General features: G+C 53.0%; 19 protein-coding genes. 13 read left to right on the top strand and 6 right to left on the bottom strand.

All coding sequences use genetic code 11. From position 1 onward, the window contains the following. Positions 1–19: 19 nt before the first annotated feature. From QUG01_RS03960 to QUG01_RS03950, 3 genes are all read right to left on the bottom strand, one after another. Positions 20–4060: a helix-turn-helix domain-containing protein gene (locus QUG01_RS03960; protein ID WP_500828992.1), complete on the bottom strand. Its 4041-nt coding sequence runs from the start codon at positions 4058–4060 to the stop codon at positions 20–22. Positions 4061–4282: 222 nt separating this feature from the next. Continuing rightward, entirely contained in the window at positions 4283–4789 is a 507-nt protein-coding gene (locus QUG01_RS03955; protein WP_500828991.1) for a hypothetical protein, read from the bottom strand. Then, positions 4789–5616, bottom strand: a complete 828-nt coding sequence (locus QUG01_RS03950; protein ID WP_500828990.1) for a hypothetical protein — start codon at positions 5614–5616, stop codon at positions 4789–4791. Before QUG01_RS03950 ends, QUG01_RS03955 begins: the two co-directional genes overlap by 1 nt. 122 nt (positions 5617–5738) lie before the next feature. On the opposite strand from QUG01_RS03950, the gene QUG01_RS03945 reads away from it, so the two are divergent. Next, positions 5739–5969, top strand: a complete 231-nt coding sequence (locus QUG01_RS03945; protein WP_043620330.1) for a helix-turn-helix domain-containing protein — start codon at positions 5739–5741, stop codon at positions 5967–5969. Positions 5970–6044: 75 nt separating this feature from the next. Here the strand turns inward: QUG01_RS03945 and QUG01_RS03940 are convergent, their stop codons facing one another. Genes QUG01_RS03940 through QUG01_RS03930 form a run of 3 tightly spaced genes read right to left on the bottom strand, consistent with a single transcriptional unit; the run spans position 6045 to position 9466 of the window. Beyond that, entirely contained in the window at positions 6045–7295 is a 1251-nt protein-coding gene (locus QUG01_RS03940) for a TniQ family protein (RefSeq protein ID WP_500828989.1), read from the bottom strand. Between the two features lie 15 nt (positions 7296–7310). Beyond that, on the bottom strand, positions 7311–7670 hold the full coding sequence (locus tag QUG01_RS03935; protein WP_500828988.1) for a helix-turn-helix domain-containing protein: 360 nt from the start codon (positions 7668–7670) through the stop codon (positions 7311–7313). Between the two features lie 41 nt (positions 7671–7711). Then, positions 7712–9466, bottom strand: coding sequence for a TnsD family Tn7-like transposition protein (locus tag QUG01_RS03930; RefSeq protein ID WP_500828987.1), 1755 nt, complete (start codon positions 9464–9466; stop codon positions 7712–7714). 187 nt (positions 9467–9653) lie between these two features. Between QUG01_RS03930 and QUG01_RS03925 the strand changes: the two genes are divergently transcribed. The 12 genes from QUG01_RS03925 to QUG01_RS03870 all read left to right on the top strand — a co-directional run bounded on the left by QUG01_RS03925 (position 9654) and on the right by QUG01_RS03870 (position 26993). Then, a complete protein-coding gene (locus QUG01_RS03925) occupies positions 9654–9914 on the top strand; it encodes a DNA-binding protein (protein ID WP_500828986.1) in 261 nt (86 codons plus the stop codon). Between the two features lie 230 nt (positions 9915–10144). Further along, complete coding sequence (locus QUG01_RS03920; RefSeq protein ID WP_500828985.1) at positions 10145–11116, top strand: PDDEXK family nuclease; 972 nt, start codon at positions 10145–10147, stop codon at positions 11114–11116. After that, positions 11113–13119 carry a TnsB C-terminal domain-containing protein gene (locus QUG01_RS03915; RefSeq protein WP_500828984.1) on the top strand — a complete coding sequence of 669 codons (2007 nt, stop codon included), beginning with the start codon at positions 11113–11115 and terminating at the stop codon, positions 13117–13119. The genes QUG01_RS03920 and QUG01_RS03915 overlap by 4 nt, the downstream gene beginning before the upstream one ends. 36 nt (positions 13120–13155) lie before the next feature. Next, entirely contained in the window at positions 13156–14520 is a 1365-nt protein-coding gene (locus QUG01_RS03910) for an AAA family ATPase (protein WP_500828983.1), read from the top strand. 171 nt (positions 14521–14691) lie between these two features. After that, on the top strand, positions 14692–15423 hold the full coding sequence (locus QUG01_RS03905) for a type IV toxin-antitoxin system AbiEi family antitoxin domain-containing protein (protein ID WP_500828982.1): 732 nt from the start codon (positions 14692–14694) through the stop codon (positions 15421–15423). A 254-nt stretch (positions 15424–15677) separates the two neighbouring features. Continuing rightward, entirely contained in the window at positions 15678–16178 is a 501-nt protein-coding gene (locus QUG01_RS03900) for a hypothetical protein (RefSeq protein ID WP_500828981.1), read from the top strand. A gap of 398 nt (positions 16179–16576) precedes the next feature. Next, entirely contained in the window at positions 16577–17956 is a 1380-nt protein-coding gene (locus QUG01_RS03895) for a metallophosphoesterase (protein ID WP_500828980.1), read from the top strand. Next, a complete protein-coding gene (locus QUG01_RS03890) occupies positions 17953–18981 on the top strand; it encodes a GTPase-associated system all-helical protein GASH (protein WP_500828979.1) in 1029 nt (342 codons plus the stop codon). The genes QUG01_RS03895 and QUG01_RS03890 overlap by 4 nt, the downstream gene beginning before the upstream one ends. A gap of 299 nt (positions 18982–19280) precedes the next feature. Next, a complete protein-coding gene (locus QUG01_RS03885) occupies positions 19281–20033 on the top strand; it encodes a TRAFAC clade GTPase domain-containing protein (protein WP_500828978.1) in 753 nt (250 codons plus the stop codon). Then, a complete protein-coding gene (locus tag QUG01_RS03880) occupies positions 20030–21064 on the top strand; it encodes a TRAFAC clade GTPase domain-containing protein (protein WP_500828977.1) in 1035 nt (344 codons plus the stop codon). The genes QUG01_RS03885 and QUG01_RS03880 overlap by 4 nt, the downstream gene beginning before the upstream one ends. A gap of 10 nt (positions 21065–21074) precedes the next feature. Then, a complete protein-coding gene (locus tag QUG01_RS03875) occupies positions 21075–23696 on the top strand; it encodes a GAP1-N1 domain-containing protein (RefSeq protein ID WP_500828976.1) in 2622 nt (873 codons plus the stop codon). Positions 23697–23765: 69 nt separating this feature from the next. Continuing rightward, entirely contained in the window at positions 23766–26993 is a 3228-nt protein-coding gene (locus QUG01_RS03870; protein ID WP_500828975.1) for a UvrD-helicase domain-containing protein, read from the top strand. The last annotated feature ends 6 nt before the right edge of the window (positions 26994–26999 follow it).

The following is a 26999-nucleotide window of genomic DNA, read 5'->3' as shown; positions in this document are numbered from 1 at the left end:
CCTCATCAGATACCGGTTATTACTCCTCGAACAACTCCCGCTCCTTTAGCGATTCGGAGATGTTCTTCTCCGCGTCCTGCTTGATGAGGTCGTAGAGCCTATAAGCGGGGGAGAAACGAGGGAGCGAATCGAGAATGGACTTCGCCTTTTCCAATGCCTCCACGTCACGGGGAAACGGTTCGCCCGGCGTCCCCTGTTTTCCTCCTCTCACAGCCGCGGAATACAGTGCGCTGGTGGCGGATTCAAGACACTTACTGCCGTGCGACTTGGCCGCCGTGAGATAGCCGACGACGAAGGTCGGATTGTCCAAAGAGAATGCGTGGTCGGCCTCGCGGAGGATTTCCCCAATGAGTGAGATATCGAGGCTGTCGCCGGAGCACTTATTCCGCATGAAAGACAGCGTCCTGTCGTCCGTTGCGGAAAATACAGCGCCGAAAAGATGCGAGGCGAAGTATTGGAACTTGTGGTCTCTACCTTCGCCACCTCTCATCCAAGACCAGACGTCCTTGCATAAGTCTTCGAATGCCGCCGACTCGGCGAACCGCAAAGGCTCGTGCACGTACGGGCCGAAGTTGCAGGGGCGGAACGCGTAATCCTCCGTCGAAGCCGCGTGCGCGACGCGCTTCTTGAAGAAATCCAGCGTTTCCACCGGGTACCTCACCGAGATGGACGCGAGAAATTTCTGGATCCAATACTTTTCCAGAACCGGTATGGGAAACAGTTTGTCCAGCAGGACGCTTACCAAGCGGGAATCAAGCAGGTCGGGCGGAATCGGCCCAGGGGATTCAAAGAGGGAGAGGACCTCGTCGGCAACATGCTCGGAACCACAGAAATTCGTTGCTCCTATGAGCTCCAACGCTTTCGCGGCGTCCAGCGCCCCGACATGGCGTAATTCGCCCGCCGCAGTCGCAACTTCGTGTTCGTCGTCTGAAGAGAGAAATCCCTTCAGGGTGTCGAATTCGTATTCGCCCAAGGATGAGTTCCCCAGGACTTGGCCGAGACAGCGGGCCAGCGATGCTCTCAGTTCCGGAGACCCGGAAGCCAAGATTCTGGACGTAAACGCCCTTCCACTTGCGACGTCTTCCGAATAGATCCTCGGCAAGGCCATGGGGACGTATCGGGCAATGGCGGATTTCGGCTTTCCAAGCGCGTACTCCACGACGTATTGCGCCAATGAGTTTGTGCCGGCGAGCAGTTCGTAGAGCAGGACATGGGGTGAAGCATTCCTATTCAGTTTTGTTTCCTCGACCCTCGCCAGCGTCAACGCTACGAAGTGCACAATCGCTTCTGGGTTCTGGAAAGTGTCGGCTATCTCTGCTGCGGTGTGCCGGATGGTTGCCTGCCATTCCTTTTGCCTGGTTCCGAAATTCGAATCTTCGACCAGGCGCCCATAGCCATCGACGAACGCGCGTATCGTCCGGAATTCGAGGCTGTCCGGAGTAAGGGCGAATATCTCGTTTGCTACGTAGCTTGTCCTGCCGCTGGCGAATTGCGCGTGCCAAGAGATCGAGGAAAGCAGTTCGAGCCAGACAAACGGATCCAGCATTGACGACAGCACCTTGCCCTTAATTGATTCCAAAGTGCCAACGAATTCGTCGGTCCAACGCTCGCGGTCTGTCTCCGGAACGGCAGCCCCGAATTGACCCATCGGATACCTGAGCGCATCGGAAAGCGCCCTCGCGGACAGGATCGCGACGTCCAACCGCTCGGAATCGAGTCGGGCGATTGCAGTGGAAATCACATCTTTTCGCAGCGAAGCAACGGCTTCCTGCCTCACGAAGTACGGGCTGAACGAAAACGCACGGCCATTCGAAGACGTGGTGTGACCTTCGGTTTGGAGGATTCCGCTCAGGAAGTCATATGGCGTGTACGCACCGTTCCACGAGTCGGGGTAATCCAAGAGCGACAGTCCGAACCCGACGACCTCGGCGTTGTACTCGACCGGCTTATTGGGCTCCACCGCGCAGAGTTCCTTCAGTATGCGGATGGCGTGGCTGGGGTGTTGGTGCAACTGCCTTTCGTCCGATTTTCCCAATTCCCACAGGCAACCGCAGGCTCGTTGCAAGTGCTCGAAATTGTAGGCGGCGTACTTGACGAGTTCCGGCAGGCCCTTGGGAATCCTGCCTTCGGCGATGCTTTGTTCGGCGAACTGAAGTGCCCTCGCGGGCTGATAGTACGCGACGGACGTCATTGCCTTGAAATGCTTGTCCCCGTATTCCCCCGTGGGCCGCAATTGCTGCCACAGCTCATCGAGCAATCGGCTGCTGGCGGTGTTTCCACTCGACAGCCGCCAATCTAGCTTCCCGAGGTTTAGCAGAACATGCTCGACGAGAGATTGCGGTGACGTGGCGAATATCTTTTCTGCATAGCCGGACGACGCGCCGTTCTCGGTTACACAGTTCTGCTCAATGATGTAGTCGGCGAGGAGGTCCGGAGCGAGCCTGTACGTCAGGCCCCGCTTGAACGCTACGCCGCCCGTTACCAGGGTCTTGACGAGGCGGTTGCTGTCCGCCACGGAGATTCCTTCGGCATCCTCCAGCAGTTTCAGGAGCCCGGCGTCGTCCGGGCTGAACGGTTGGACCAATGCCAGGACTCTCAGGATGGAGAGGATGGCCTCCCTGTCCTTGCCTTGGGCTAGGTCTCCCGCGATCACCTGCTGGAAGCTGGCCAGAAGGGTCGTTCGGAACGCGCCTTCTGTGCTCAGGAGTTCTGGATGCAACTTCTCCTTCGCCACGATCTGGGCCGCGACGACCGTGGCCAACGGGCAGTCGAGGGTGTAGCGGCTCACCGCTTCGGCCGCCGATTCTGGGCCGCCGTACTCCTTCAGAACTTGGGCCGCGAGTTCGACCGACTGCTTCTGGGACAACGGTTCGAGGCCGATTTGGAAAGTGTAGGGAGGCTGGAGAAGGACGGCGGCCGCCTGCAACCTGATCCGCTCGAGGCCGTACGTCCGGAGGGAAAGGACCGCTCGCGCCGAATTCTTAGGATTAGCGACGTAGGCGAAAAGCATGGGGAGATCGTCTCGGTCGTGAGCGTCGTCGATGACCAAGAGTTTTTCGGCTTTCCCGAGACTCTCTAGATGCTTCGTAGAAAGCTCCTCCGTAGGGGAAAGGACTTTGACTAGTGTTCCAGGCTTCGCGTCTTGGTAATCGGCGAGGGCTTGGTACAGTAAACGGGATTTCCCGGACCCACCGGAGCCGGTCAGCAGGGTGACGAGTCGATCCTTGTCGCGGATGCTGTCGAATAGGTTTGCGAGCTCCTCGCTCCGTCCCACCAGTTGCCACAGGTGGTTGAAGGCGCGCTCCTTGCGCAGGAACGCGGAGAAAAAGTCCTCGACGGACATCCAAGGGCCGGCCTCGACTTCGCCGAGCAACGCGAGTCGCTGCCCGGGAAAAAAGATGTCCACCAAGCGAATTTGCTCCGACTTCGGGAGCTGGCGAATCCGTTTTGCGACGTCCTCTTTGTCCCACAGCTCCCAATCAGGATGGACGGCAATCGCGTCCCTCGCCTGCGGGCTGGCGATTCTCGTGAGTAGCAGAACTTTCTTGTCGGCGTGACGGACGTGTGCTTTGACAGCCGCTTCGACCTTCGCTGCGCCGAACTCATTATGCCTCTTGCATTGATAGGTGCGTATCGTCCTATCTTGCATAACGGCCTCGATATCCAGGCCATCCTGCTTGTGGCCGGTCCCGCCGAACCGGTGTACGTCGGCGGTCGGATTGAGTGCGGAGATGAAGAAGTCGCAAAACCGTTCGAAACCTTCCGCGCTCAGGGAGTCGATTGGAAACGGTTGGTCGAAACTGACCGTCGTCGTTTGCGGATCCAGCCCACGCTCGCTCACGTTCTCTAGATCCTCGGGGCTTACGGATAGCACATGCGCGAGCCTAAGCATGTCCTTCGCCCTGGGGCGAGATGTGCCGGCCTCCCATCGGCTAACTGTCTGCTGCCGGACACCCATTGCAATGGCCAATTCTCTTTGCGTCTCAATTCCCGCTTGGATTCGGAATTGTTGGAGGCGATGGCCAAAGTCGGTCGCCCTAGCATCGTTAGTTGAACTCATAACATGTGTACAAAATATGATAAACACATCATATGAGTACAATAATGCTGAGTCAAATGCGGGCGCTTATGGATTCCAAGTGTTTATGCCGCCTCAGTCTGCAATCAGCCACATGGTCGACATTGCTAGAGTGGCACGCCGACGGCAGCTCCGGCCGACCAACAGCCGATGTGTCAGCTTGGCGAGCTTGGCGACGGTAGTTCGGCTTTAGCAGCCTTTTTTCTAGTCGCACACCTTTTTGAGTGCATAGTCGACCAGATCTGCTTCGAAGCTGATGATGACTTCGATGTGCTTGCAGGCTGTAGCCATGGCTCCTAGGGTTTTTGCTTGGATCAAGTAGCCATCCTCATCAGTTTGATTTGCTTGACCATATAAAACCGCATTTTTAACTACGGCAGTCAATATCGCTTTATTTGTTGGGTTGTCCGGCCATGAGGGGGCGACGGTAGCACGCGGAATGATTTGTCTTTTGCAAACACGAAAGTGTTGATCATGGCCCTCTGGTGATCGAATTGATACTGCGCTGCAGTCTCCAGTTTGTCCAACATAGACTACTTGGGATAATCGGCCATTGAGAATGCTTTCCTGGGTCTGATGACTGAGGGCCACGGCCATTACTGCATCATCAGGTGTGGTGGCCCACGCGTAATTCGCCAAACTGATGCCCAGGACGGTCAGCGGTAGTACCCTGCGAAGCAGTCCGATACGACGAAGCACCATGATCAACATCACAGCTCACCGTTGCAGTTGATCAGTGGTAGTCCATCAACTTTGGCTCTGATGGCCTTGGCGTCGGCTTTGCTAATCCCTAGTTGAGCTCCCGGTAAGGTCACGGCTTTAACTCCCGCGGCAAAGGAGCGAACAAGCTCTGCATTGACCGCACCGTTGGCATCGGAACGAATTAGCTTGAATTTAAGAGTCCCCTCGGATTGACCAAGGTATACGACCGACAAGCCGCAAAGAGTAGCATCGGTTTTTTTGGTCAGACTCAAGGTAAAGCTACCCTTGGCGACCGTAACCTCTTCTCGCGTGAGATAGGTATCAGACAAGGTGCTGAAGGTCCGGTTGAGCACAGAGCCATCTTCGGACAACGCAAAATAGCGATCTTTCTTCAAGAAGGAACTAGTCTGTGGATCGGTCTTCACCAGGAAATAAGTCTTGCTCGATGCGTCGCGGATACGTGCCCCTGGGGTGACTTTATCGCCCGTCTTCAAGTTCAATGTGGCATCACCGGTCGACAGGCTGAGATCCTGGGTGATTATGACGCTCGGTTGTTGTGTCGTGGGGATGTAATGTATTTCCAACAAGTTATCGCCAGCAGTGGCTGTGCGATTGATACCAACAGTAGCCCCTTCCACATTGATGCCCCGATGCGTTGCTGGTTGTATCGACGCAGTAGCCAGCATTCCGCTGAATGGTGAGTTCGTTAAGATCACATTGGCGGCGCTGGCTGCCATGGAACAAAGCGCCAAGGTGGCACCGACTAGTACGGGCGTAGCCCTGAACCGCAAAGGAAGAAATTTTGCCGCTTGGTGTTTGATGGTTGATTTGCACATCACGATTTCCCTTGGCATCAATCTGAGAGCGGGTTGTAAAAGTTGGAGCACCCTCAGAGCTTCAAGCAAAATGCTAATCATAGTATGTAGAATCGTGGTATGCAAAAACGGACATTCTAAGAATGTCCGTCAAACCTCATCAGTGTGCGTTAGTTGCTGTTTTTGCAGCCAATGTTAAGCGCCGGCGCCTTGAGCTTGGCCTGTCTCAGGAAGAACTGGCCGAGGCGGCAGGCGTACATCGTACATATGTAGGGATGATCGAAAGAAGCGAGAAGAACGTCACCATCTATAACATTGAACGGTTTGCGATGGCGTTGGGCGTTGAGCCCGCAACTCTGTTAGAAAAGCCCTAGCAGGCCTGCCTTTGTTGCCTTTCTACCGCCCCACTTCACAGGCGTATTGGTTGTTGTGCTCAAGGGCGGGCGCATCTAGCTTATCCCAAGCAATGCGGAAAAAACGGAGATGTCCTTGGAGGCATGTCCTTTGCCGTTCCGCTTCCAGTACTCCTGCATGGCCCGTCCCCACACCTGAAACTCAGCCAGCGTCGCGTCTCTTAGCCGTTGTAGGATTTGTGCCCTATGGTGCGGTTGAGCGCGACCCATTGCCGGCAAGCCGTATCGTTGAAGCCTTCGATAAACGACCTCGATATGGCAGCTGAGCAGGGGGGCGATTTGGTCTGCTTGGCCATGGGCTTGTATATAGGCTTGGACGAATGCTTCGTGTGATCGGATCGGTGTATTTGGCATCGAATGGACATTCCTGCACCGTCTACCTGGAAGCTGTTCGAGCCCTTCTCCCAATTTTGCAAGGAAATGGACGGGGCTTTCGTATAACGAAGCCAAAATCATTGCAATGACTTGTCCAGATGCTCCCTGTCCCAGGAAGGCGGCATCGATTCCCACTTCACGACCTTGATAATTGTCACCCAGAAGTACGGGATAGTGCTTTGTCAGCCAATCAACGGGGAATGCCGATCTGACGTATAGGCTAAGTGAGGAGTGTTGAACGTGACTCTTGGTGGCGATCGCAATTTCTAGCTCGTCACATCGAACCTTGATACAGCGTTCGAGATCCTTTGGATGCAGCCGCGACGGTTGGGAAAGCAGCCACGATGCAAATTCGTGGTAGCGGGATACTGTCGGATGATCCCAGGAAGGGGCCGACTCCGTAGAGCAAAGTGAGTTATCTAGGTAAATGCCGGGAGTATATAAGAACACATCTTGGCGCTGTACTTGGATGAGTGGCACCTTGTGTTGTAGGCAAACGTCGACGCCGGGAATCTGGTGCTTCCGTACCCACCAGCTTAGGCCTATGTCCACTTCCTGTTCTTCAATGCAATGAGGGCAAGAGCGGGCGTATTGCAGAATGGGGCTATCTGCTTGCTTGAGCCATTGGCGGATAAGGGGAATATAGGTTTGTCCTGTGTTCTTCCGTCCCGAGTAGGCATAAAGAAAGGGCAGCATGGAATGCTGTGCTAGATACCGTTCTGGTTCGATGGCTAAACGTGTGGCGAGATAGTGAAACTGTTGCCGGAATTCATCTCGTTTCAGATGCTCCTTCGCAGGACCCAAGGTGCGGTGTAGAAGTTTTCCCAACCCGGGCAGCGCGTTGAGGTAGGCAATCCGACCTGCATGAGCCTTCCCAAGCTCATCAGGCAGTGGTTCGACAACCATGACCATGGGTAACCCTCCTTGTTACGGCAACTTTGTCGGTACAGGGTGAAGTTGCGCCAGGCTACGTATTACCTGTGCCAATGCCTGCGCATGGTCTTCGGTGCCGTCCCACACCTCCGCTAAAGCCGACATCAGCTCAATGTTTGTCCGTACATCCGGTCTGTCGGTGTGTGGCATTTGTTTTTTTGCATAAATGCATAATTTTTCAAGCAACTTGGTGTGGCGTTTGATATGGCCAGACAACACCCGGCTAACCTGTGACTGACTTGCTCCAATCGCATTGGCTATTTCAGATTGGGTCAATCCAGCCGACTTGAACTGGGGTGCAAGGGCAAGAGCGAGTTGCTTTGGGATACTAACGGTCATGCCTTCATTATGCATATAAATCACATAAATGCATTACGGAAAGTGCCAGGTGTGGGCTACTTCTCTGGAAAGAGTGGTGGCGAGAGTTGGGGCTGCTTTTTCGTGATTCGCTCGATCACTTGCAAGGTGAGCGGCAGGCGCGCAAGGGCGCCAAGCCGCATGTGTAAAAGTGGAAGCTTTTTATAAAGCGCCTGCAGCGTGATGCGTTTGTGTGGTTCAGCCTGAGCAATTTCCAATGCTGCTTGTTCCACGAGATGCGCAAGTTCGATGTCTCGTTGGTCCCAGCAGACCCTAACCTTTGGGGCGCAAGGAAGCCGTGGACCGGCGTGTGCCTGGAGCCACTCCCGATCATTGCGGTATAACCAGGCATAGACGGCTGGTAGTAATAGGCGAAGTGCTTTGTTATTGAGCTCCGGTGCCTCTTGGCGAGCTTTCAGCCAGCGTTGTCTTGCGTGTGTTTTTGCAGCCTGCTGCCGCGTTGCGTGCCAGAGAGACTGTAAGCCTGGAACCGTTCGCAAAACGGTGGTGACTGTGTGGGGGGATATCCCATACCTTTCGGCAGCAACGGTCTTATCCGTTCCTGTTTCGAGATCCTGGACCAGCCGCAGATAGAGATCAGGCTTTAGTTTCTTTGGGCGACGAGCATTGGTCAAGCCACGGCCTGCTGCATGAGCCATGAAGGTTTTGATATCTACGCCTGCCAAGGATGACGCCTTGCGTGCCGAGAGTTCTCCCCTGGCATAGCAATCCAGCACAGTTGATGTGATAGCTGCACTTTTCAGCGTTTCATGCTGCTTTAATCCCTGGCGGACCGGTGTCGACACCTCTTCAGCATTGCACGCCGCCAGAAAAGCATCGGGGGAGGGATAAAGCCAACTGATCATGACCATCTGGTGCAGCGGGTGGCGCACGAATCGAGGGATCGAAAGCAGCCGACGGAGGCGGTTCTCGGCTTCAAGTGGAGTGATTGGTAGGGATGCCAGCTCCGGAATTTCGCGTAGTTTGGTGCAATGTTCCAGATAGCTCGGTACCGCCAAGCTGATACGGGGTTTGCCGGTCAGGGTGACGTAGCCCGCCTCGGTCAATGCCTTTGTATGACTATGCACAACGGCTTCTGCTGCTAGTGGCTGGTGCAGTGGTTTTTCCGCAAGGCACACGGCACAGCTGGCTAGTTTAGACAAGACAGTTTTCTCTGTGGCTATCACCGATTGTCCGTCGGCGGTCTGTGGAGCGCTTAATTCGGCAGTGGAAGGCAGAACCCACTCAAATCGTCCGACACCATTAGTTTTGCATTGCGCCTCGAGCAATGCAGCACCGTGTATTGGGCAGATCCAGACACCTGGGAGTTGATGAGCGCGGTGCCAATAAGCGACCTGATGTTTAATGTAGTCGAATGTCATGCATTCGGGACATGCCTTGAGTGGAAAGTTTGCCCGAAATCGTGCAGTGATGAGCCCTAGTTGAAATTTCAGCATGCCCGGGTGTGCAGTACGTAACTGACCGATGACATGCTCAATTTTTTCTGGAGGTTGAAACGCCAGTAGTACTGGGGCGATGGTATGCAATTGCAGGATCGTTTCGATATCGCCCAACTCACCGCCTGTGCGTTCGACAAGATGGCCAAGCCCACCGGGCAGATCATGAGCCGTCCCTGACCGTGCAAGGCCAAATAGCACTCGGCTTGTTCTGATGCTTTGCACATTCCCCGATAGCCAGTGAAACCGGCTAGCCCAGCTAAACAGGCTTTCATCAGGCAGCCAGCCGGGAAGCAGGTTTTGTGTGGCTACAGGGCGAGCTTCGTTTCCTTGCATGATTTTTCGATACACTCGGTGTATAGCTATATGTAATCATTTGGTTTTTAATATTCGAGTATTTTAAATACTAAATTGCTAATTGCTGTAGTGTAGACCATAGTGAATCTGGATAGAACAGGAGCGAGATCAGCTCTTTTGGTGTGAAGTGGAGAGAACTGGTGATGAACGGAGGAAAAACGCAGTTATGCAGATCTACACCGCTGAGGAGGTTCGCTTGGCCTTCCTCGCTCGCGGCCTGACCATCGTAGACTGGGCGAAGCAGAATGGCTTCAAGACGGACCTGGTCTATAGCGTTTTGCGGGGCCGCGTACGAGGTGCAAGGGGGGAGGCTCACAAGATTGCTGTGGCCCTAGGCCTGAAGGACCCAAGTGTGAACGATGGTCTGATCAAACGGATAACGCAGGAATCGACAGAAGAAAAGGAGGCCCCGATGGCTGAGGAGTAGTCAAGTAGGGGAAAAGCACAAGGACCGCAGCTCTTGCCGGAGCAGGCGGTCCTTTGGGATGTGCCAGTAGATTACTTTGGCGAGGAATCTACATTCATCCTTAACCACGACGTGGCTGTTGTCAAGCCCCGTTGTCGGCCCGCTTTCCCCATTTTTACAGCAAATACCGGAATCCACCGGCTCAGCACGAGCGGTGGTCGGGATTAGTTTTGCCTGTGGAAGGGAAAATCATGGCGAATAAACGTATGAAGTCCTTGGTCGAGCGCTACAAAGTACGCCAAGGGGTGCCACGCATTGGGGCTGAGTATCAACCGGCCATTCAGGCGGTCAAGGGCGAGGCACCGTCACTCGGGCGGTGTGCTCGTATCTTTATTCCACGATACGACCGAGCGATCCATACCTTGAGCGCGTCGGAAACTGCGGCTGTTACTGTGGCGGCAGCACATCCGCGGATCAGGGATATTCTGGAGCAACGCTGCCTACCGCCATTGCCAGATATCAATCCGATCGCGTTATATCCCGAAATGCGCGGTCATCGCCTGCCAGGGCTGCCAGGAACTTTGGCCGTTGCTGAACAGTGTGGCTTGCTTGCATTCCACCCATCGCTACTAGATGACGATGGCGATGAGTTATCCCACGTGCCGCTGCCGTTGATCGGGGACATTCTGCTCATTCTTCGCGACGAAGACGGCTTGTATGGGGTGAACTGGACGATCAAGTTGGACGAGTCCGGCTTCCTTGAAAGGCAGAATCGCAGACCACTTCGAAGGCAAAGCTTGGTAAGCCAACAAAAGGCGGAGGCTCGGCTACGTATTGAAATTGAGTGCTATGCACAGGCAGGGATTCCGACGCGACGGATCACGGGCATCACCTTCGATAAGGTATTCGTTGCCAATCTCAGAATGAGTATGGCATGGCTGTCTCGACCAACTAGGCTGACCCTGGTCTCGCAGAACGAGATGATTAGGTGCTACCGCGGAATCATTGATACCAAATACACCCCCCTCGATCTACTTGAAGAGCTCATGCACCGATTCGACTGCTCACGGCAAGACTGTCTGACCGTTTTTTATCAGGCTGTCTGGTACCGTCAGCTGCAGATTAATTTGTTCCGCGCTGTCTTGTTCGATGCGCCTATGCAATCGGCTAAGGAAGAGTGGTATGCCAAGTACGCGAAATTTTTCTCGAGGAGCGGAAAATGAACATTGGTACTCAGCTTAAATTTCCAAATGGTTTTGGTTCTATTTCCAGTAACCAAACGCTGTATCTGCTCAATAGTTCTTCGCGGGCTGGACGCATTGTCTGTGTTGAGTTTGTTACTGCAAAAAATACGCGCCGGGCTGACTTCCATTTCTTTCAACGTGAAGACTTTGAGCAAGGATTGCTTGATAGCCAGATCTCGACGTCGAGAGATGAGATGCCGGTCTGGCTTGAACGCATTAAGGGTTTGAATATTCATACGTTTGAGTTGGAAAGAACGGGGGCGAAGCGCTCTAACTTTGAGCGTGCTGAGGCCAGAGCGTGCATTATTCAACCCCTGGTTGCCAGGGAAAAGGAAATTTTTGCATCCCTTGATCCGGCTAAGTTCATTGCTGACTGGGTGAAGGATAATGCCCCAGATCAAAATGCTACGCGGATTCGTTTTTGGTTTTCATGTTATTTGGTGTTTGGTAGAAATCCTGCGGCCCTTTATCCAAGCTATTGCCGGATAGGGCAGTATGATCGGACACCGTGCTCTGGCAAGAACTATTCGGCAGGCCGCCCTGCTCGTGCGGTTTGTCGCGGAAAGTGTAAGATTGACAAAGACGTAGAGAAGAAAATTGAGCATGGCTATATCAAACACTCTGGCCTTGGTGTGACGGAGATGGATATTTACACAAAGACTTTGGAGACAGAGTTTGGGTGTACGGTACAAGGAAAAGGTGAAAGCTTACGCATTATTTCACCAGATAGCAGGCCTTTCCTGACCATTAATCAGTTTCGCTATCAAGCAAAAAAATTATTTAAGCCAGATATGTTGCGAGAAACGCGGTATGGTGCCGCGCGCGTGCGTAACAATATGACGCCGGATGTTGGGCATTTTAGTGAGGGCGTTGCCAATATCTTGGAAAAGGCAGAGGCGGATGGCGATTATCTGGATGAGCAGCTCGTCGATTTCGATGGGCAACCATTTGGCGACAGTTTCTGCAGCGTTACATTTGTAGATCAGGCGACTAACTGCCGATTAGGAATTGGGTTCGCCACGGGAGCGGAAAACCTTTCTGCGTATCAAATGGCACTTTTTAGTGCTGCGGTACCAAAGCCATACTTTGGTAGACTACTTGGCGTGGAGATTAGCGATGAGGAGTGGCCCTGCCGCGGCTTGCCTGCACACGTGATTGTCGATCGAGGCCCTGGGGCAAGTGTGAATCTGGTAGCGACTAAAGATCTGATTCCATTTGTTGAGATGGTTGGATCATTTCAGCCGAAAAGTAAAGCTACTGTTGAGTCCTCGCATCCCCGAACGACGCAAACGGAAGGTGCTCCTATGACCTATCAGAGTGCGTTCACTCCGGTAGAGGCTGCTAAACGCGAGGTGCTCCGCGTCATCAAGGCTAATTGGAGTGGTGATGCGAGCGAGCGTGTGACGCCCGATATGATAAGGTCTGGGGTTGCCCCTAATCCGACTGCAATATGGACCTATTTAGATCGGCGAGCTAGGACTAGTGGCTATGAAATTAGTGTAGAAGAGGCAATCCGGGCATTTCTTACCCCTGTCCAATTCACGGTTACCCGAAACTATATCAAGCTGGGGCATCGTCGGTTTGATTCTGCTGAATTGTGTGAGTTAGGTTTTCGGGGGCGAATACCCAAAGGCCAGACACTGAAGGTAAGTGGCTATGCTATGAATCTCTGTGTGAAATATGCCTGGTTAGAGGTTGATAACCGGTTAGTCGAGGTTCAGGCATTGTTGCCAATCCGTGATGATGAGCGGCAATTATATGTCAGCTTGGATGAGTTTAAAGCCGAGCAGGCCTCGCTTAATCAGGGAAAGGCCAAGCAGGAGGATTTTAATGTAGCCGTCACTATGAACTACAGAAAAGCGTGTGTGATTGCCACCGGTAAGGAGCCGACTGCTGGCCGCTGGCGTACGGGCAAGAAAAATCGGTCTCGTAGTCGCAAGGCGGCTGCTGGTGTAACCAAAAAAGCTACGATGCATAGGTAGGTCCGTATGGTAATGACTCCATGGGCAACAAGGTTTATGGAGCTCAGTGACGGGGTGGTTGAGGCTCGTACTCGATTCACTCCGTCGCCGCTGCTAAACCTGGATGCGTATCCCGCATACGAGGCCGCAAACCTGCTATGGAATACGCTACGCGAAATTTTTATTCTTACGCCGAGGACTCTAAAAGTAATCAGGCGAATTCTTGCCGAGGCGAGTGCTTATTCTGGGCAGGCATATTCAGATCAAAAGGTATTTAAGAGCCGACTTTACAACCCGGTAGTCGATCCGTTGCCTGCAATATGCCTTACTGGTCCGGCGGGTGTAGGGAAAAGCACTCTGCTGAAAGCCATGAGTCGCTTGTTTGATGAGACTGACCAGATTGATGCCGGCGGTGGACACAGGCTTCCAATGCGGACTTTTTTTTATTACAAAGTCTATCGAGGTTGTCGTGACACTCAAATTTTGCAGGCATTTATTGAGAGTTGTTTGGTATTGCCCCTCAAAGAGGGGGATGTGGTAGAGGATGATCCCAAAGAGCCACCGCAGCCGGAAACAGTGAAATCGGTCACGAGGGCACTCGCTTTGGCACAGAGATTGGCAGCTCGCGATGGCATCGCCGCCGTGATTCTTGATGAGCTTCAGTTTCTTACCCAAAGTACGGTGGCTAATACTGCAGTGACAGCGACATTGCTGGGGATGACGTACCTTGGGCCGCCTCTAGTATTTGCGTCCAACTATGACATGGTGCATCGTTTGAAACAGAGGGGGCAGCAAGATCGAGATCGCCTGCTTTCGCGGCATGTACCTTTGTTGCCTGAGATGCTTGCTGTTCCTGAAGATTTTAAGGCGTGGAAAGCGTACTTAGTAGAATGCATAGCAATTTCGGGTAGCGCGCTGGCTTTTGACCCAGAAAATGACGCCGAACCTCTTCATTGCTATACCTTCGGTTTGCGAAGAAAGCTGCTCGATCTTTTCCGGATTGCCTATCGGCATGCTCGCCAGCAGAACCGGTACACGGCCACTATGCACGATATCGAATGGGCCTATTGTTCTGGTGAATACTGCGAGCACCGTGTGGATGTCGAAGAACTGATCAGTATCCAGTTGGGACGTCCCAGTTCACGCAAAGACCTTATTTTCCCATTTGAAATGGATGCAGAAGAAACCCAGGTCAGGACGGAGGAGCAGGAGGCACTGCACTTCGAGAAGGTCACAGATCAAGCTACTGCTGCCTCGCTTTCTCCTGCAGAGAAGCGCTCGTACGTTGCTGCCGGTGGCACTGTGAAGGGTGCCAAAGAAAGTGGGCGCAAACCGTCTGGGGAGAAGCGTAAAAAGGCGCCGCCAAGGACTCTCGAGTCGCTGTTGGAAGGTGGACGGAAACGCTATGGTCAGGAAGGCTGAAGGAGTTACATGTCCTGTCCTTCGGGGGGATGGCAATCCGCCCTGTCTATGCTTTGTGTGGCAGGAAGTAATTGGCTGGCTAAGCCATTCCACTGATATCGCGTGTTTTGAGTTGGGAAATTCAAAGCATACGATAGGAATGTACGAATAATCTATGCAGCTGAACCGACAATGACTAGGCATATCGTGCAACGCTTGATGCAAATGGTGCCTAAGGGGCAGCCGATGGATACCAAGCAGCTAGTAGAGCTGGGAGTCAGCATGGCGATGGCGTCCTACTTGGTGAAGCAGGGGTGGATGTACCGCCTGTCGCCAGGGGCGTACATGCTGGTCGGTGACAAGCCTACCCGCGACGGTACGATTGCTTTCCTCAGTCGAAAGATCCAAGGTTTGCATGTTGGGGGTAAGACGGCCCTGGCATGGCGGGGGGTAAGGCACAACATCGCATTCAGGGAACGGGTGCAACTCTGGGGGCGAACACCCTATAAGTTTCCTGAGTGGGTCAGCGACGTCATGCTCTACTCCTACCAGACAACGCAGCTATTTGATGAGGGACTGGCATACGAGTCATGGCTGACTCCCCTGCCACTTGGCCATCCGGGCGTACTTGTTTCAAGCGTCGAAAGGGGGCTGCTTGAACTGGCATCGGATATCGGAAAAGGCCAATCATTAGAAGAGGCCAACAATTTGGCGGTGTCCCTGCGAACCCTACGGGTTCCCGTGCTAGATGAGCTGCTTTTACATTGCCTCCGGGTGAAGGTTGTACGGCTGGTGCGTGACCTGGGATTGGCTGCTGGCTACGAATGGGGGCGTGACTTACAGAAGCACGTTGACCGCATTAGCAAAGGCAAACGGTGGTCGGTGCTGACCAAGCAAGGTGAGCGGTTGACGCTGAAACCGTGATGAAAGGAGCACAATCATGCGCAGGTTTGTGCAGGAATTTTGGCTGGCGGTAAAGGACGGCCCGCGTTTGTATTTTGCCCCGTTGATTGGCGCCATTCGCGGCGTCAGGGATGAAGTACTGGGTTGCACGGGACGGTAACCGTAGTGCCCCGAGAGGCATTACCGTGCAGATATTCAGGGAGTAGGCTGATCGGGACGCTCAGCTACTTATATATAGGTGTCTCCCAGGTGCCGCTATCTGATCGGGGGGCGACATGCTTGTCTTTGTTGATTGCGAGTTCACGGACTTCATCCAAATCGAACTGATTTCGATCGGTCTGGTGGCTGAGAATGGCCGCGAGTTCTATGCCGAGCGGAATGACTATCGTCGTGAAGATTGCAGTGACTTCGTTCGCGCCTACGTCCTTCCCCTGTTAGGTCGCATGGAGAATGCGAGCTGCTCCGCCCTGGAGCTGACAGCCAGGCTGCACAGCTGGTTTGCCGCCTTCGATCAGCAGGTTACATTGGTGTTCGATTACGCGGCTGACTGGGACCTGCTCGCAGATGTCCTGCAAGGTGAGGCAGGCCTGCCATTTCCGGACAACCTGGGGGAGAAGTGGCTGTTGACCCCCGAGGTGATGGGGACGGAGGTTTTCCAGCACGCATTGGCTGCAGCTTATGGTGCAGAGTGCCCCCCGCATCATGCTTTGGCTGATGCTCATGCTTTACGATCAGCGTTTTTGTCGTGGAGGCAGGCAACTTTGCCGCATTCTTAAGGTTCCCCTGTTTGCATGGGTCGAGACCATCCATCAAACACTCGTGATGTCTATGGGACTGGAGCAGACTACTGTCCTGCCCAATCTACCTGATCAGCAGCGGGTCTGTTTTGCTGCTTGCCTGCAGCAATTCTCATGCCTGGCGGATAATAATGATGAGGTGGTATGATCTATGGCATTTTCTGGAGGTCCCGCCTAGGTCGACACTTCAACGCATTTGGCCCGTCGGTACCGGATCAAAGCATTGAGGAATTACGTGGTGAAATGATCTCCTTTGATGGGAGATGCTGATTTCTTCGTAGTTCCAAGATTTACCACAGCTGTTCCAGCAGTAGTAATAGCCATTCCCCGCATCACCTTTAGATTTGTTCCCGCAGAGTGCGGGAGCTGGAGGCAACTTGAAAGCAATCTTTGTTCACCTTTCTGACATTCACTTCGGCCAAGAGAAAAATGGTGGTGACTTCACGGTTAACAACGATGCTAAGCAGCGGTTAATCGATGACGCACGTGCTGAAATGGCGAAGCTCGGGGGGAAAGCATCGGGCGTGATTGTAACTGGTGACATTGCGTATTCGGGAAAGGATCATGAGTACCGAGCTGCGGCCGAATGGCTGGGTGAACTGACCGATGCTATTGGTTGTGAGCGGGTCAAAGTGCAGATGGTGCCAGGAAATCACGATATCGACAGGGATAAAATCTCTATTCCTCATGAATGCGTATTTGCTCAGATTCATGAAAAAGGTGATGAGGTTCTCGACCCGCTTCTTGATACCGATATCGGCTGCGAGTTTCTTTACAGCCGATTTGAAGCATACCGTGATTTCGCATTGGACTATGAAAGTGAACTCGATCTTAATGGGCAGATGTCTAGCGGTGGCCGCTTAGAGCTCGCAAAGGGGCGAAGCATCAAGTTTGTACGTTTGAATTCGGCACTCATTTGTTCCCGCAATGACGATGAAGGAAAGTTAATTCTTGGCAAGCGGCAACAGGTTCTACCTGAGGAGGCTGGTGAGGAGATCATTGTCCTCGTTCACCACCCACTCAATTGGTTCCAAGACTCTGCAAGGGCACGAAACTACATACGTAGTCGGGCACGTGTCCTGATATCTGGCCACGAGCATTTCCCGAAACTACAAATTGATTCAGTCGATGGCGGGCGTGATTTGCTGCTGCTGGCTGCGGGTGCGACAACTCCAGATGAAGTAACTGAGAACTACACGTACAAGTACAACATACTCATTTTTGAATGGGATGCTGATGCTGATGCCCTTGCAGTTACGATCAACCCACGAACTTGGGATGATACTCTGACCCGCTTCAGACGCGACGATGGGTTTATGGAAGGAAGGGCTGACCGCCAGGTCTTAGCTTCTCCCAACTTCACCAGGGCTCCACGGCCTACTGCCACACCGCCAGTGGATCGTCTTCCGTCCGATGGAGTGCCGGAGGTTGAGCCGGTTGTGATTGAGTCTGTGATCGCATCGCCGGCTGATTCTACTCTTAACAAGGCCAATCCGGCAGCGTCGGTACCCGACATAGAGACGTCCCCGACAGTAGACCAACGTCTTCTCCAACTCAGATTTTTCCAGGAGCTGTCGGAGGGGGAGAGATTGAATGCGCTTCTAGAACTGGGGGCAATAAAATCTGATTTTAGAGGGCGACTTAATCATTCGATGGAGCGTCGGTTGTTCAGGATGCTAATTAAGCAAGGGAAGACCCAAGCAATCGTGGAGCGACTCGATTCTGCCGAGGCAAAAAAGTGCGGAGACACAAAATGAGCATAATGGCCAAATATGCCCCAATGTTTTGGGCACAACCTAGTGATGGGGACGTTGGTGCACGAAACCGGTCCGTCGCAAAATTGAGGGAGGTATTCTGCGCACTCGAAACGCGAGCTGCGATACGAGTAGCTGCGGTACTGATTGACGCCCTCGCGGGAGCCGAGATTCCCTGTGACTTATCGACGACCATCGAGAGAGCAATCAGTGACGAAAGTCCTGCATTCCAGATGTCTGGCCACGAACTTCAGGGCGTAGTTTGTGCCACCGTAGCTGTGCTGGATTTGGTTCGCGATGCTCCTTTGACTGGGAGTGGATGGTCAGTTGCCGATGCAATGGCTGCGGCACTATGGTCGGGCTTGGCGTTGCAGGATCCCTTCGACAACAACCATCTTGATGCCCTGCGTCGCGAGTTACATGATGCTTGCCGGGACAGGGTTCGTAATGTCGCCAAGCATGCAAGATCTAGGCATCAGGTACCTGATGTTGGCAAACTCACTATTTCCGAAACGGATCCTACTGGGGCAAGATCACAGACAGCATATAAGCGAGCGACAGAGCCGGTTATCAAGGCGCTTAAGGAAAATGCCGACCTAGATCGCGAAGAAATTGACTTCTTGTGGTGGACGCTAGGCGATTATAGCGAGCTGTTCGATTGCCCACTCGCAGAGAAGTCGCCTTTTTGTCGAGCAATCGCCGTTGGAATTGAGGGGGCATCGAAGCTGCGACGCTTACCAAGTGATGGACATCGTCATGTTGTTCTTCGACAGATTGGCGAGTCCGAATCACTGACTCTGGGAAAGCTTGTTGAGGGGCTCGCTGAGGACAAGGTGCGGTTGTCTAACGGGTTTGTCGGTAAGTGGGTGATGGAGTATCCGTCGGTCTTCCCGCTAATCAGCGCGCTGTCGCCCGGTGCAACGCCGCGCCAGTCGTCGGTATCACTTCAGGCCAGAGATTGGGGGGCGCGTGCGTTATTGGAGGCCGCCATCATCCATCTCGAGGATAGACTGGTGAGTACAACATGATGCAAGGTCCCTGTACAGATCCGAACTGCACCTTCAATTTGACGAAGGTATGCGTACGGGGTAATTCGCCAGATGAGTGTTCACACCGTCAGGGGGGGGCAGGGGATAAGCTTGCTGACGATAACGATGAGAGTGAATTGCCGAGTCTCGGTGGCGACGACTCATTGTCGGAGGTTACACGGCTCATCGAGGTGGGAGGAGCGGTTCTAGATGCGCCAGCCGAACTTCCTACATTACCTGCTAGTAGGACGCTCGACCTCGACAAAGTGAACGCAATGATGGAGGCAAGGCAGACATGCATGATAGGCATCGTCGGCCTGCCTGGAGCAGGCAAAACAGCGAGTCTCGTGAGTGCTTACCTGTTGGTAGCGAAAGGTGAGTTCGAGGGGTTTAGTTACGCCGATAGTGTGACACTTAGGGCATTCGAAGAAATTGCGCGAGGAAGTCGGATGTGGGTGAAGGGTAACCCGCCCGAGCAGATTACTGCCCATACGACTCTCACAGATGATCGTGAAGCGGGGTTTCTTCATCTGAGGTTAAAGCGCGACAGTGATGGTAGGATCTTTGACCTTCTTTTGCCCGATTTACCCGGAGAGTGGTCGAAAGAACTCATCGATTTCAACAACGTCGCACGTTTAGCATTTTTGAAGTCATCCAGTGTGATTTGGCTCATGGTTGATGGCCGTCAGTTCGCAAATGCTGAGACCGTTGCATATGCTCGGTATCGAGCTAGCCTACTCATCGAGCGGCTGGCGGCACTTCTCTGTGAGCATAGGCCCCGGATACTACTTGTGCCGACATGGAGGGATGCAGGCGCTTTCCCAACGACCGAATTAACCAGACTTTCCGAGACGGCGACCAGATGGGGCTTTGAAATTGAGATGGCTCCCATTGCGTCCTTCTCTTGGAATGATGATGTGCCGCCAGGTGATGGCTTGGCCAAACTGGTGGAGTTATCCATCTGTCCTCCCAAATTGGCACACGCGTTTTGGCCGGTAACTGAAGTTAACCAGGAAGATCGCGCGCTACTGACGTTCAGGGGACGGCAATGAATTCTGGATCGGTGATGCTGGTTGGTGGCCCAGGGTCCGGTAAGACAAACTATATCGCTCGGCTCTGGCTTGCCTTCAAGGAAAGGAAAGGAGCACTACGAGCTGAGTGTCTGCCGACGAACATCCAATACGTTGACGATGCTGTGCGTCATCTGATGGCACGCCGGTTCGCGCCTAGGTCGGAGCGGAACATAGAAGATGGGCGTCGTGACTTCGTAATCGATGTTCGTGGGAACAGCGGTGCTGGTGCGCCAAAGAAAATTTCCGTTCCCGATATTACTGGCGAGCTCTGGAAGAGAGCAGTGGAAACCTACGAGTTGCCACAGGAGTGGATTGACGAGTTCAAAGGTTCATCCTCTGCGATTCTTTTTCTGCGTGCCCATACCAAGCTCAACGCGCAGCCCATGGATTGGGTTACTGCGCGTGACATCCTAAAGATGCATGCGACCGCGATGGACGATGAGTTTGGCGATGACTATGACGACGAAGAGGAGGAGGAGGAGGAAAACGCTGGTAGTGGGCAAATTGCAGAGCCTACAGTAACGACAGCACTACAGGCTGCTGCAGCCGCTGGGCCAGTTGTAGATGCGGCAGCCTCAGCGCAGGACGAGCCTGCGGTTCATGCACATCCAATGGCCCCTAAGCTACCGGCACAAATCGGCTTCTGCGAATTGCTGCGGTATTTGGAGCTGATGTTGTCGAACCGGCCAGACGGTTCCAGGCCGAGGGTAGCTGTTGTTGTGACAGCGTGGGATATGCTGGACAGCGATGCGAAAAAGGCTGGGCCGATGCAATATCTCAAGAAAGAGTTTCCGCTTTTTGCCGGCCGAGTTCAGACGCCAAGCCGTTTGGACATCGAGCTTTTCGGGATGTCGATTGTCGGTGGCGACCTTAAAGCGAAGTCAGAATTTCGGGAATCCTTAAAGGGGCGGGATCTGTCGGAAGTTGGGTATACCGCGGTAATGAGGAACGGTGTCATGGTCGAGGATCCAGACGTAACGCTTCCTCTCGCTTGGGCTCTTGGAGATTGAGGCATCGCTTGTGATTGTCATTGAACAGCAACTACATGGATACCGGCATGGGCATGAGCTCCTTTCTACGTCTGTGCGACTATCTGCAAGGGATCAGGACCTGTTGGATAGGCTATCTGATGTCGCAGGTCCCTTGGGGCCTGGCGAGCGTTTTTTGCCTTACCTTACCTGCTATCCGCTACCGAGCGGGGCGTACTACGTATTCGCCCGGACGTGGCAAGATCATAATGCCCCCCGCGCTGGCTGCGTGCGAACGAGGTCTCTGTTGATTCCGATGCAGGACTGGATGAATTTGGACGAACCCGCTGCGCTTGCTGAGGTAGTTTCATCAAGTGGGCCAATGGGCCCTACTGAGTCTATCTCTATCCTTCCGTCGGCCAAGCTGCTTCCTCCTGTCGAAGGAGCCGGTACTGAATTGCTTGAGGCTTTGTTTCTCGAAGAGCGGATGCCTGTGGCGGTGTTCGGAGCAGAGATGCCTGAGGTCATCGCCTTGCGATTGCTCACGGCCATCTGGCCGTCGTATCGGCGCAATTTTACGCTGTCAACTTTCTGCAATTCGCCTCGTTCTATAGCAAAGAAGAGTTTCGACCTCGTGTTTGCACCAGTTGAGGCGAGGTCACGCTTCGCAGACTGGAAGGGGCGCCGCATTGATGGTGGACGGACCTCTGCTGCGCGACATCGGTGGTCGACATCTATCGCTGATCGGGTTTTTCGCACTCAGGATCCATCTCTGCGCGGTCTCGACGCCTTAGGGGAGATGGCAGGAGATGAACGGGGAAGTGAGGATGCGCTGCGTGTCTCCCTTCTCTGGGATGAGTTAAATCAGAAAGTAACCTCAGAGCCACTTGCCGCACTAGGGTTGCTCGACATTGCCAATACGAGAGCTACAAAAAATGCCGACCTTGTCAGTAGCTTAGGTCCAGCACTTGCCTTGGCCGCTGCTTCTGCGGTAGCTACGATGCCTCCGCGAGACGCGTGGGGCTTTTTGCAGACTTTGACTGGTAAGGTGGGAGACTCAAAGCTTCGCTTGTCCGTTACCAAATCGATTAGGTCGTCGGCGATCTCTCTTGCATGCCAACAACCCAAAGAGGCTGTTGGCGTGGTACCGACAATTCTTGCCAAAAAGGGCCAAGAGCTCCTTCTGAGGGCGCTTGGAGATGGGCTGGTTGGATCAGCTACGCAAGACGTCGCTCAACTGCTTGTCGAACTCGAGCCGGCTGTACTAGTGAAGCTCATGATTGCCAGCCCTCCTCTCGCGAAGGAAATCCTCAGTAAGGATGCTGGCCTCGATGCGCAAGTAGCTACTGGTCTTGATGATGAGAGGCCGGCGGTGATGGCAAGTGCGCAGCGGCGCTTCCTGCGACATATGACCGAAGAGAGACACGCTGAAGCATTTCGAATTCTTGTGTCTGGTATGAGCGGGGCAGAGATTATCGCCCAGATCAAGCGGCTGGATGACGAGACCGGGTTGCGGTCACCGAGTCTCAACGACATCCTCGTCGATGAAGCAAGGCATGCTGGTGCAGTCCCTCTCGTGCGTGACTTCGTTGCTTCGCTTTCGCCATCCCCAGCGAGCAATGCGATGCTGACAAGTCTCATTGAGCCGACGGAGGCGGATGTCCGATGGCTGGTTGACCATCCTTTATTGAGCAATGTACTCCGTCATTCGCTTCTGTTGAAGCTAATCGATACGGCACCTACCCACATTTTGGCACGCATATTCTCGGATTCAGGGCTTCTGTCGAAGATTCGGGAAGTTGTCAGCGATTTCGGTAACGTTGATACAAGGACTCTAGCAAAAATCGCCGAGAGTATGCCATTGGAGACGGAAGAGGACCTAGCCTTTTTGCTACAACTTCTCCCTCTGCTGGAAGAGCGAAGTGCCTCGCAACTTGCGGCTCTTAGTCTTTACACCGTGCTAGGTTGGAAGGCCGGAGTGTCGTGGGAAACAGTTGTGCAATTTCTGCTTGAAACAGCTGGGGACAGTTTAGATGCAACAAAAGCCCTTAATGCCAGTTTATCTGCACAAGTGCCTTCAACCATTGCTAGCCGGAATCTCATTCTTTTTGAAAATGCACCGCCTACCGTCAGAGCTCACTTTGTTAAAGCTCCAGAAGCAATTGCAAAAGGCCTTGTTGGAAGGAAAGTCCTCGATTTGTCTTATGAGGGGGCAAGTGCTGCGGGATGCTTGCTATGGGATGCAAGTACAGAAAATTGCCCGGGCTTCGACCGGATAGCAGCTATGCTTTTGCCCTTTGCAATGGGGGAGCCAAGACAATCTGCGTCGGCATTAATCGCAGTTGCCTTTCCTTATGTGTATCGCGAGCTGAAGCAGGAGCACACACCTGGCTTCATCTTACTGATGTTTCCTTTCCTGGAGTGGGATCATCGAAAACTTGCTCGTAGAGAACTAGCTAGCAAGTTTTCCAGTTCAGAATGGCTTGCCACAGACATTGCATTAGCTGCTGCACGGGCTGGTGACGCAACTCGCATTCTTAGAGTTATTGCCCACTCCTCCAATGGCCGTTCGGCCATATCGAAAATCGAAAGTAATATCAATGTAATTCCTCTGCCATGGAGGCAGCCTGTGCAGGCGGCTCTGGCTGAAATCTGTAGAACGGCTGGGAGCTGATAGCATATTGCCTGTAAGAGCCTGGGCAGTCTATTTGCTAGTTTTAACTAGAAAGCAACAATTCTCAGCATGAAAATCCAGATGCCCCCTTTGTGGAAAAGTAGCTACCTCGCAACGTTATTTACTCCTAGTCGTCGCTGGGAGGCTTGGATTCAGCATGCTGTCGGTAAGCCTGCGGCATTGCTCTACCAGCATGGGAAAGAGAGAAAAGGTCCAAAGGCGCGGCAGCTTCTTCTATCAGAGGTAGTGAGGTGTGAAGTCGTGCATGGTTGGTTCTGGTCCAGGTTGGAGCTCACGAAGAATAGTGGAGGCATCCTACTGTTCGACAGTCTAAGAAAAGATGACGCGAAAGCGTTCTCCAGCTTAGTTGCAAATACGATTTTGCATCATATAGACGAAGAGCTGTTGAGACATCAGGCGCTGCTAAGTCAGCATCTGGCTCGGATAAAGTCCTTTAAACCGAAGGCGCCAGTCTATGCCGACATATCAGAACTGCTCGCTGAAGAGTCTGAGAAATGCAAGCAGGTCATTTATGACGCCAAGGGCATTTCTGAGCATGTCTATGTGCGAAGATTTCGGAAGAGGGCTGGCGAGCAAATCGTGCAATTGAGTGTCTTCCTTAATGAAGTGCTTACGAAATTAAAGCGCGATGCACTCTCAGACCTCTCATGCCATTTGACCGACGTTAAAAACGAATTAGAGCCGTTTGTTCAACAAATAAAGCAGTTCATGTGGGAGGATAATTATCTACGTTATTCACGTATCTCCCACTTCGCTCAATGTCTTGCCGCTGAATCGGAACAACTGTTGGCCAAGGCCGGCTTGCTTACAGGGCACCCTTACGCCATTGAGCTCGATAAGCAGCGCCAAGTTGTTGTAAGGTTGACTGCACGCATCCGCGCCTACTCTAATCCTGAGTATCCTACCTATGGTTGGCGGAATGAAAAATTCGTCCGCATGGAAAAGGAAAGTGGCAATTCCGCACTCTCGAAGCTCAACCCGGAACAGCAGACTGCGGCCATAGTATTTGAGGACCGTAACCTGTTGGTAGCCGCGGCTGGGTCGGGTAAAAGTTGGACCTTGATCGGTAAAATTGGCTACGCGCTCACACGCAACCTGTTTGCTCCATCCAAAATCATCGCGTTAGCTTTTAATTCCGAAGCCGCTGATGAGCTTAACAAGAAAATCAACAAAGAGCTGCGCCCATTGCTTGGCAAGAGAGTGGTGAAAGCGCATACGTTTCATGCGCTTGGTATGGCTATCCTTCGCAAAGCGAACAAGAAAAAACAGCGTATTCGTATCTTTGGTTCTTCACGCAAAGGACAACGCGGAGATGACAGTCGTGCGAAGCAGGAACGTGCACTCCTGACCAAAATAGTATCTGACCTGAAAGCTAACTCTCCAGAGTTTCTGTTCAACTGGCTGCATTTTCTGACTCTCTGTCGGCAGCCCTCACCGACAGCGGATACTTTTGAGAGCTACAAAGACTACGCCAAGTATGTTGAAGAACAGCGGCGGGAGCGTAAAAAAGGAGAGCCGGCTTTTCTCCAAGCCATGGATGGCTGCACGATAGTCCGTTCTGTGGAGGAGCTAGCCATCTGCAACTGGCTCTGGATGAATTCTGTTCGGTACGTATATGAGCAGGACTTCCAGCCGAAACCACCCAATTGGGATAAGTTCAATCCTGACTTTTACTTCCCCGACATCGATACCTGGCATGAGCATTTTGGCTTGGACGAGTACGGTCGCGCCCCACGTTACTTCAAGGATCCGAAATGGTACGCGCAGCAGGCTACAGCGAAAGAAGACTGGTTCGAACAGCACGTAGCCGGGCGCTGGTTCAGTACACGTAGTGCTGATTACCGGAATGGAAAACTTTTCGAACGATTGCGAAGCGAGCTAACGCAAAGGGGGATCCATCTAGTTCCCAGGCCCCTTGCACAAGTCGACCAGCAGATTAAGACCTTGCGCCAGAAGGACGTATTCAATCTCATCTCCAGGACGTTACACATAGTACGTGGGAATGGCTACAGTCGAGCGGATTTCGATAGCCGCTATGCTAGCTCGGATGATCTTTACCGTTCCAAGTGTTTCGCAACGATATTTTGGCCCATACATGATGCGTATGCAGAAGTGCTTAGACAGAAGGGGGAGGTCGACTTCGACGATATGATCATCAAGGCTGCCGAAGCCTTGGAGAAGAAGGATGCCTCTCTTCCTTATTCTCTCATCATGGTGGATGAGTTTCAGGATCTCTCGCCTGGGAGAGCCCGGTTGGTGACTGCCTTGCTCAATCAACAGCCAAATGACTCTGTCTTGTTTGCGGTTGGTGACGACTGGCAGGCCATCAATGGCTTTGCCGGTTCAGACCTGAGTCTCTTCATGGGCTTCGAGGCTGCCTTTGGCCGAACGTGGGAAGGGCGCCTCTCAACAACTTTCCGATGTAACCAAGGATTAGCTGATGTGTCTTCCAGCTTCGTGATGGAAAACCGCTATCAAAAGAGAAAAGCAATCCAAGCTAGTAGTAGCCAGCAGACGATGGGAGTAATCGATCTTATTGATTTCTCTAACGATGAGTCCGAGCAGGGCGGGACATTGTCTGAAATCGAACGAATCATCGCGAAAATCGCTTCTGACATAGAGCCACCGGATCCAAACGATAAGAACGCCCGCAAGACTTCAGTGTATGTGCTTGGGCGTTACCAGTTCGACAATATGGCTTGTCTGCTTCCTAAGAGCGGGCGGTTCGCCGCGTTGGCTGCGAAACACGCAGATGTACTTGATCTTACCTACAAGACAGCTCACGCCTCGAAGGGTCTAGAGGCTGACTATGTCTTCTGTGTCGGATTGAACCGGAGCAAATTCTACAATTTCCCATCGACCTTTACGACCGACCCGTTGATTAGCATGTTACTTGCTAGCCAAGATGAGTATCCGTATGCGGAGGAGCGGCGTCTGTTCTATGTTGCGATGACTCGCGCGAGACAGAAGGCTTATCTCATGTTCCAGCGTAACTCGGCTTCATCCTTTGTTTTGGAACTAATGAGTAAGCAGTACTTAGGCCAAGTGTTCTATCATGGCAGCACTAATATGCCACCCCGTTGCCCAAAGTGTGGTCATGGATTTCTCCTGTCGCGAGAAATGGATGACGGATCGGAAAAGCTTGGTTGCAGCGGGTATCGCAAGAGTGATCCCTGGGCGTGTCGGCATATGGAGCCATTACCGAGTGAGCGAAAAGTATCCACGATTGTTCGAGCGGGGTCAGGCCAAAAATGGCCTATTGCCGGTAGAAATTGAGAAACA

The sequence above is a fragment of the Chromobacterium sp. CCUG 76385 genome, assembly GCF_059916625.1.
This window is presented reverse-complemented; position numbering and strand designations above follow the sequence as displayed.

Excerpts from the sequence above, each read along its gene's own strand:
- QUG01_RS03880 (WP_500828977.1), top strand. The coding sequence starts at position 20,030 with ATGAATTCTGGATCGGTGATGCTGGTTGGTGGCCCAGGGTCCGGTAAG.
- QUG01_RS03870 (WP_500828975.1), top strand. The coding sequence starts at position 23,766 with ATGAAAATCCAGATGCCCCCTTTGTGGAAAAGTAGCTACCTCGCAACG.
- QUG01_RS03910 (WP_500828983.1), top strand. The coding sequence starts at position 13,156 with ATGGAGCTCAGTGACGGGGTGGTTGAGGCTCGTACTCGATTCACTCCG.
- QUG01_RS03900 (WP_500828981.1), top strand. The coding sequence starts at position 15,678 with ATGCTTGTCTTTGTTGATTGCGAGTTCACGGACTTCATCCAAATCGAA.
- QUG01_RS03905 (WP_500828982.1), top strand. The coding sequence starts at position 14,692 with ATGACTAGGCATATCGTGCAACGCTTGATGCAAATGGTGCCTAAGGGG.
- QUG01_RS03955 (WP_500828991.1), bottom strand. The coding sequence starts at position 4,789 with ATGTTGATCATGGTGCTTCGTCGTATCGGACTGCTTCGCAGGGTACTA.
- QUG01_RS03925 (WP_500828986.1), top strand. The coding sequence starts at position 9,654 with ATGCAGATCTACACCGCTGAGGAGGTTCGCTTGGCCTTCCTCGCTCGC.
- QUG01_RS03960 (WP_500828992.1), bottom strand. The coding sequence starts at position 4,060 with ATGAGTTCAACTAACGATGCTAGGGCGACCGACTTTGGCCATCGCCTC.
- QUG01_RS03885 (WP_500828978.1), top strand. The coding sequence starts at position 19,281 with ATGATAGGCATCGTCGGCCTGCCTGGAGCAGGCAAAACAGCGAGTCTC.
- QUG01_RS03915 (WP_500828984.1), top strand. The coding sequence starts at position 11,113 with ATGAACATTGGTACTCAGCTTAAATTTCCAAATGGTTTTGGTTCTATT.
- QUG01_RS03930 (WP_500828987.1), bottom strand. The coding sequence starts at position 9,466 with ATGCAAGGAAACGAAGCTCGCCCTGTAGCCACACAAAACCTGCTTCCC.
- QUG01_RS03890 (WP_500828979.1), top strand. The coding sequence starts at position 17,953 with ATGAGCATAATGGCCAAATATGCCCCAATGTTTTGGGCACAACCTAGT.
- QUG01_RS03940 (WP_500828989.1), bottom strand. The coding sequence starts at position 7,295 with ATGGTCATGGTTGTCGAACCACTGCCTGATGAGCTTGGGAAGGCTCAT.
- QUG01_RS03935 (WP_500828988.1), bottom strand. The coding sequence starts at position 7,670 with ATGCATAATGAAGGCATGACCGTTAGTATCCCAAAGCAACTCGCTCTT.
- QUG01_RS03920 (WP_500828985.1), top strand. The coding sequence starts at position 10,145 with ATGGCGAATAAACGTATGAAGTCCTTGGTCGAGCGCTACAAAGTACGC.
- QUG01_RS03945 (WP_043620330.1), top strand. The coding sequence starts at position 5,739 with ATGTCCGTCAAACCTCATCAGTGTGCGTTAGTTGCTGTTTTTGCAGCC.
- QUG01_RS03950 (WP_500828990.1), bottom strand. The coding sequence starts at position 5,616 with ATGTGCAAATCAACCATCAAACACCAAGCGGCAAAATTTCTTCCTTTG.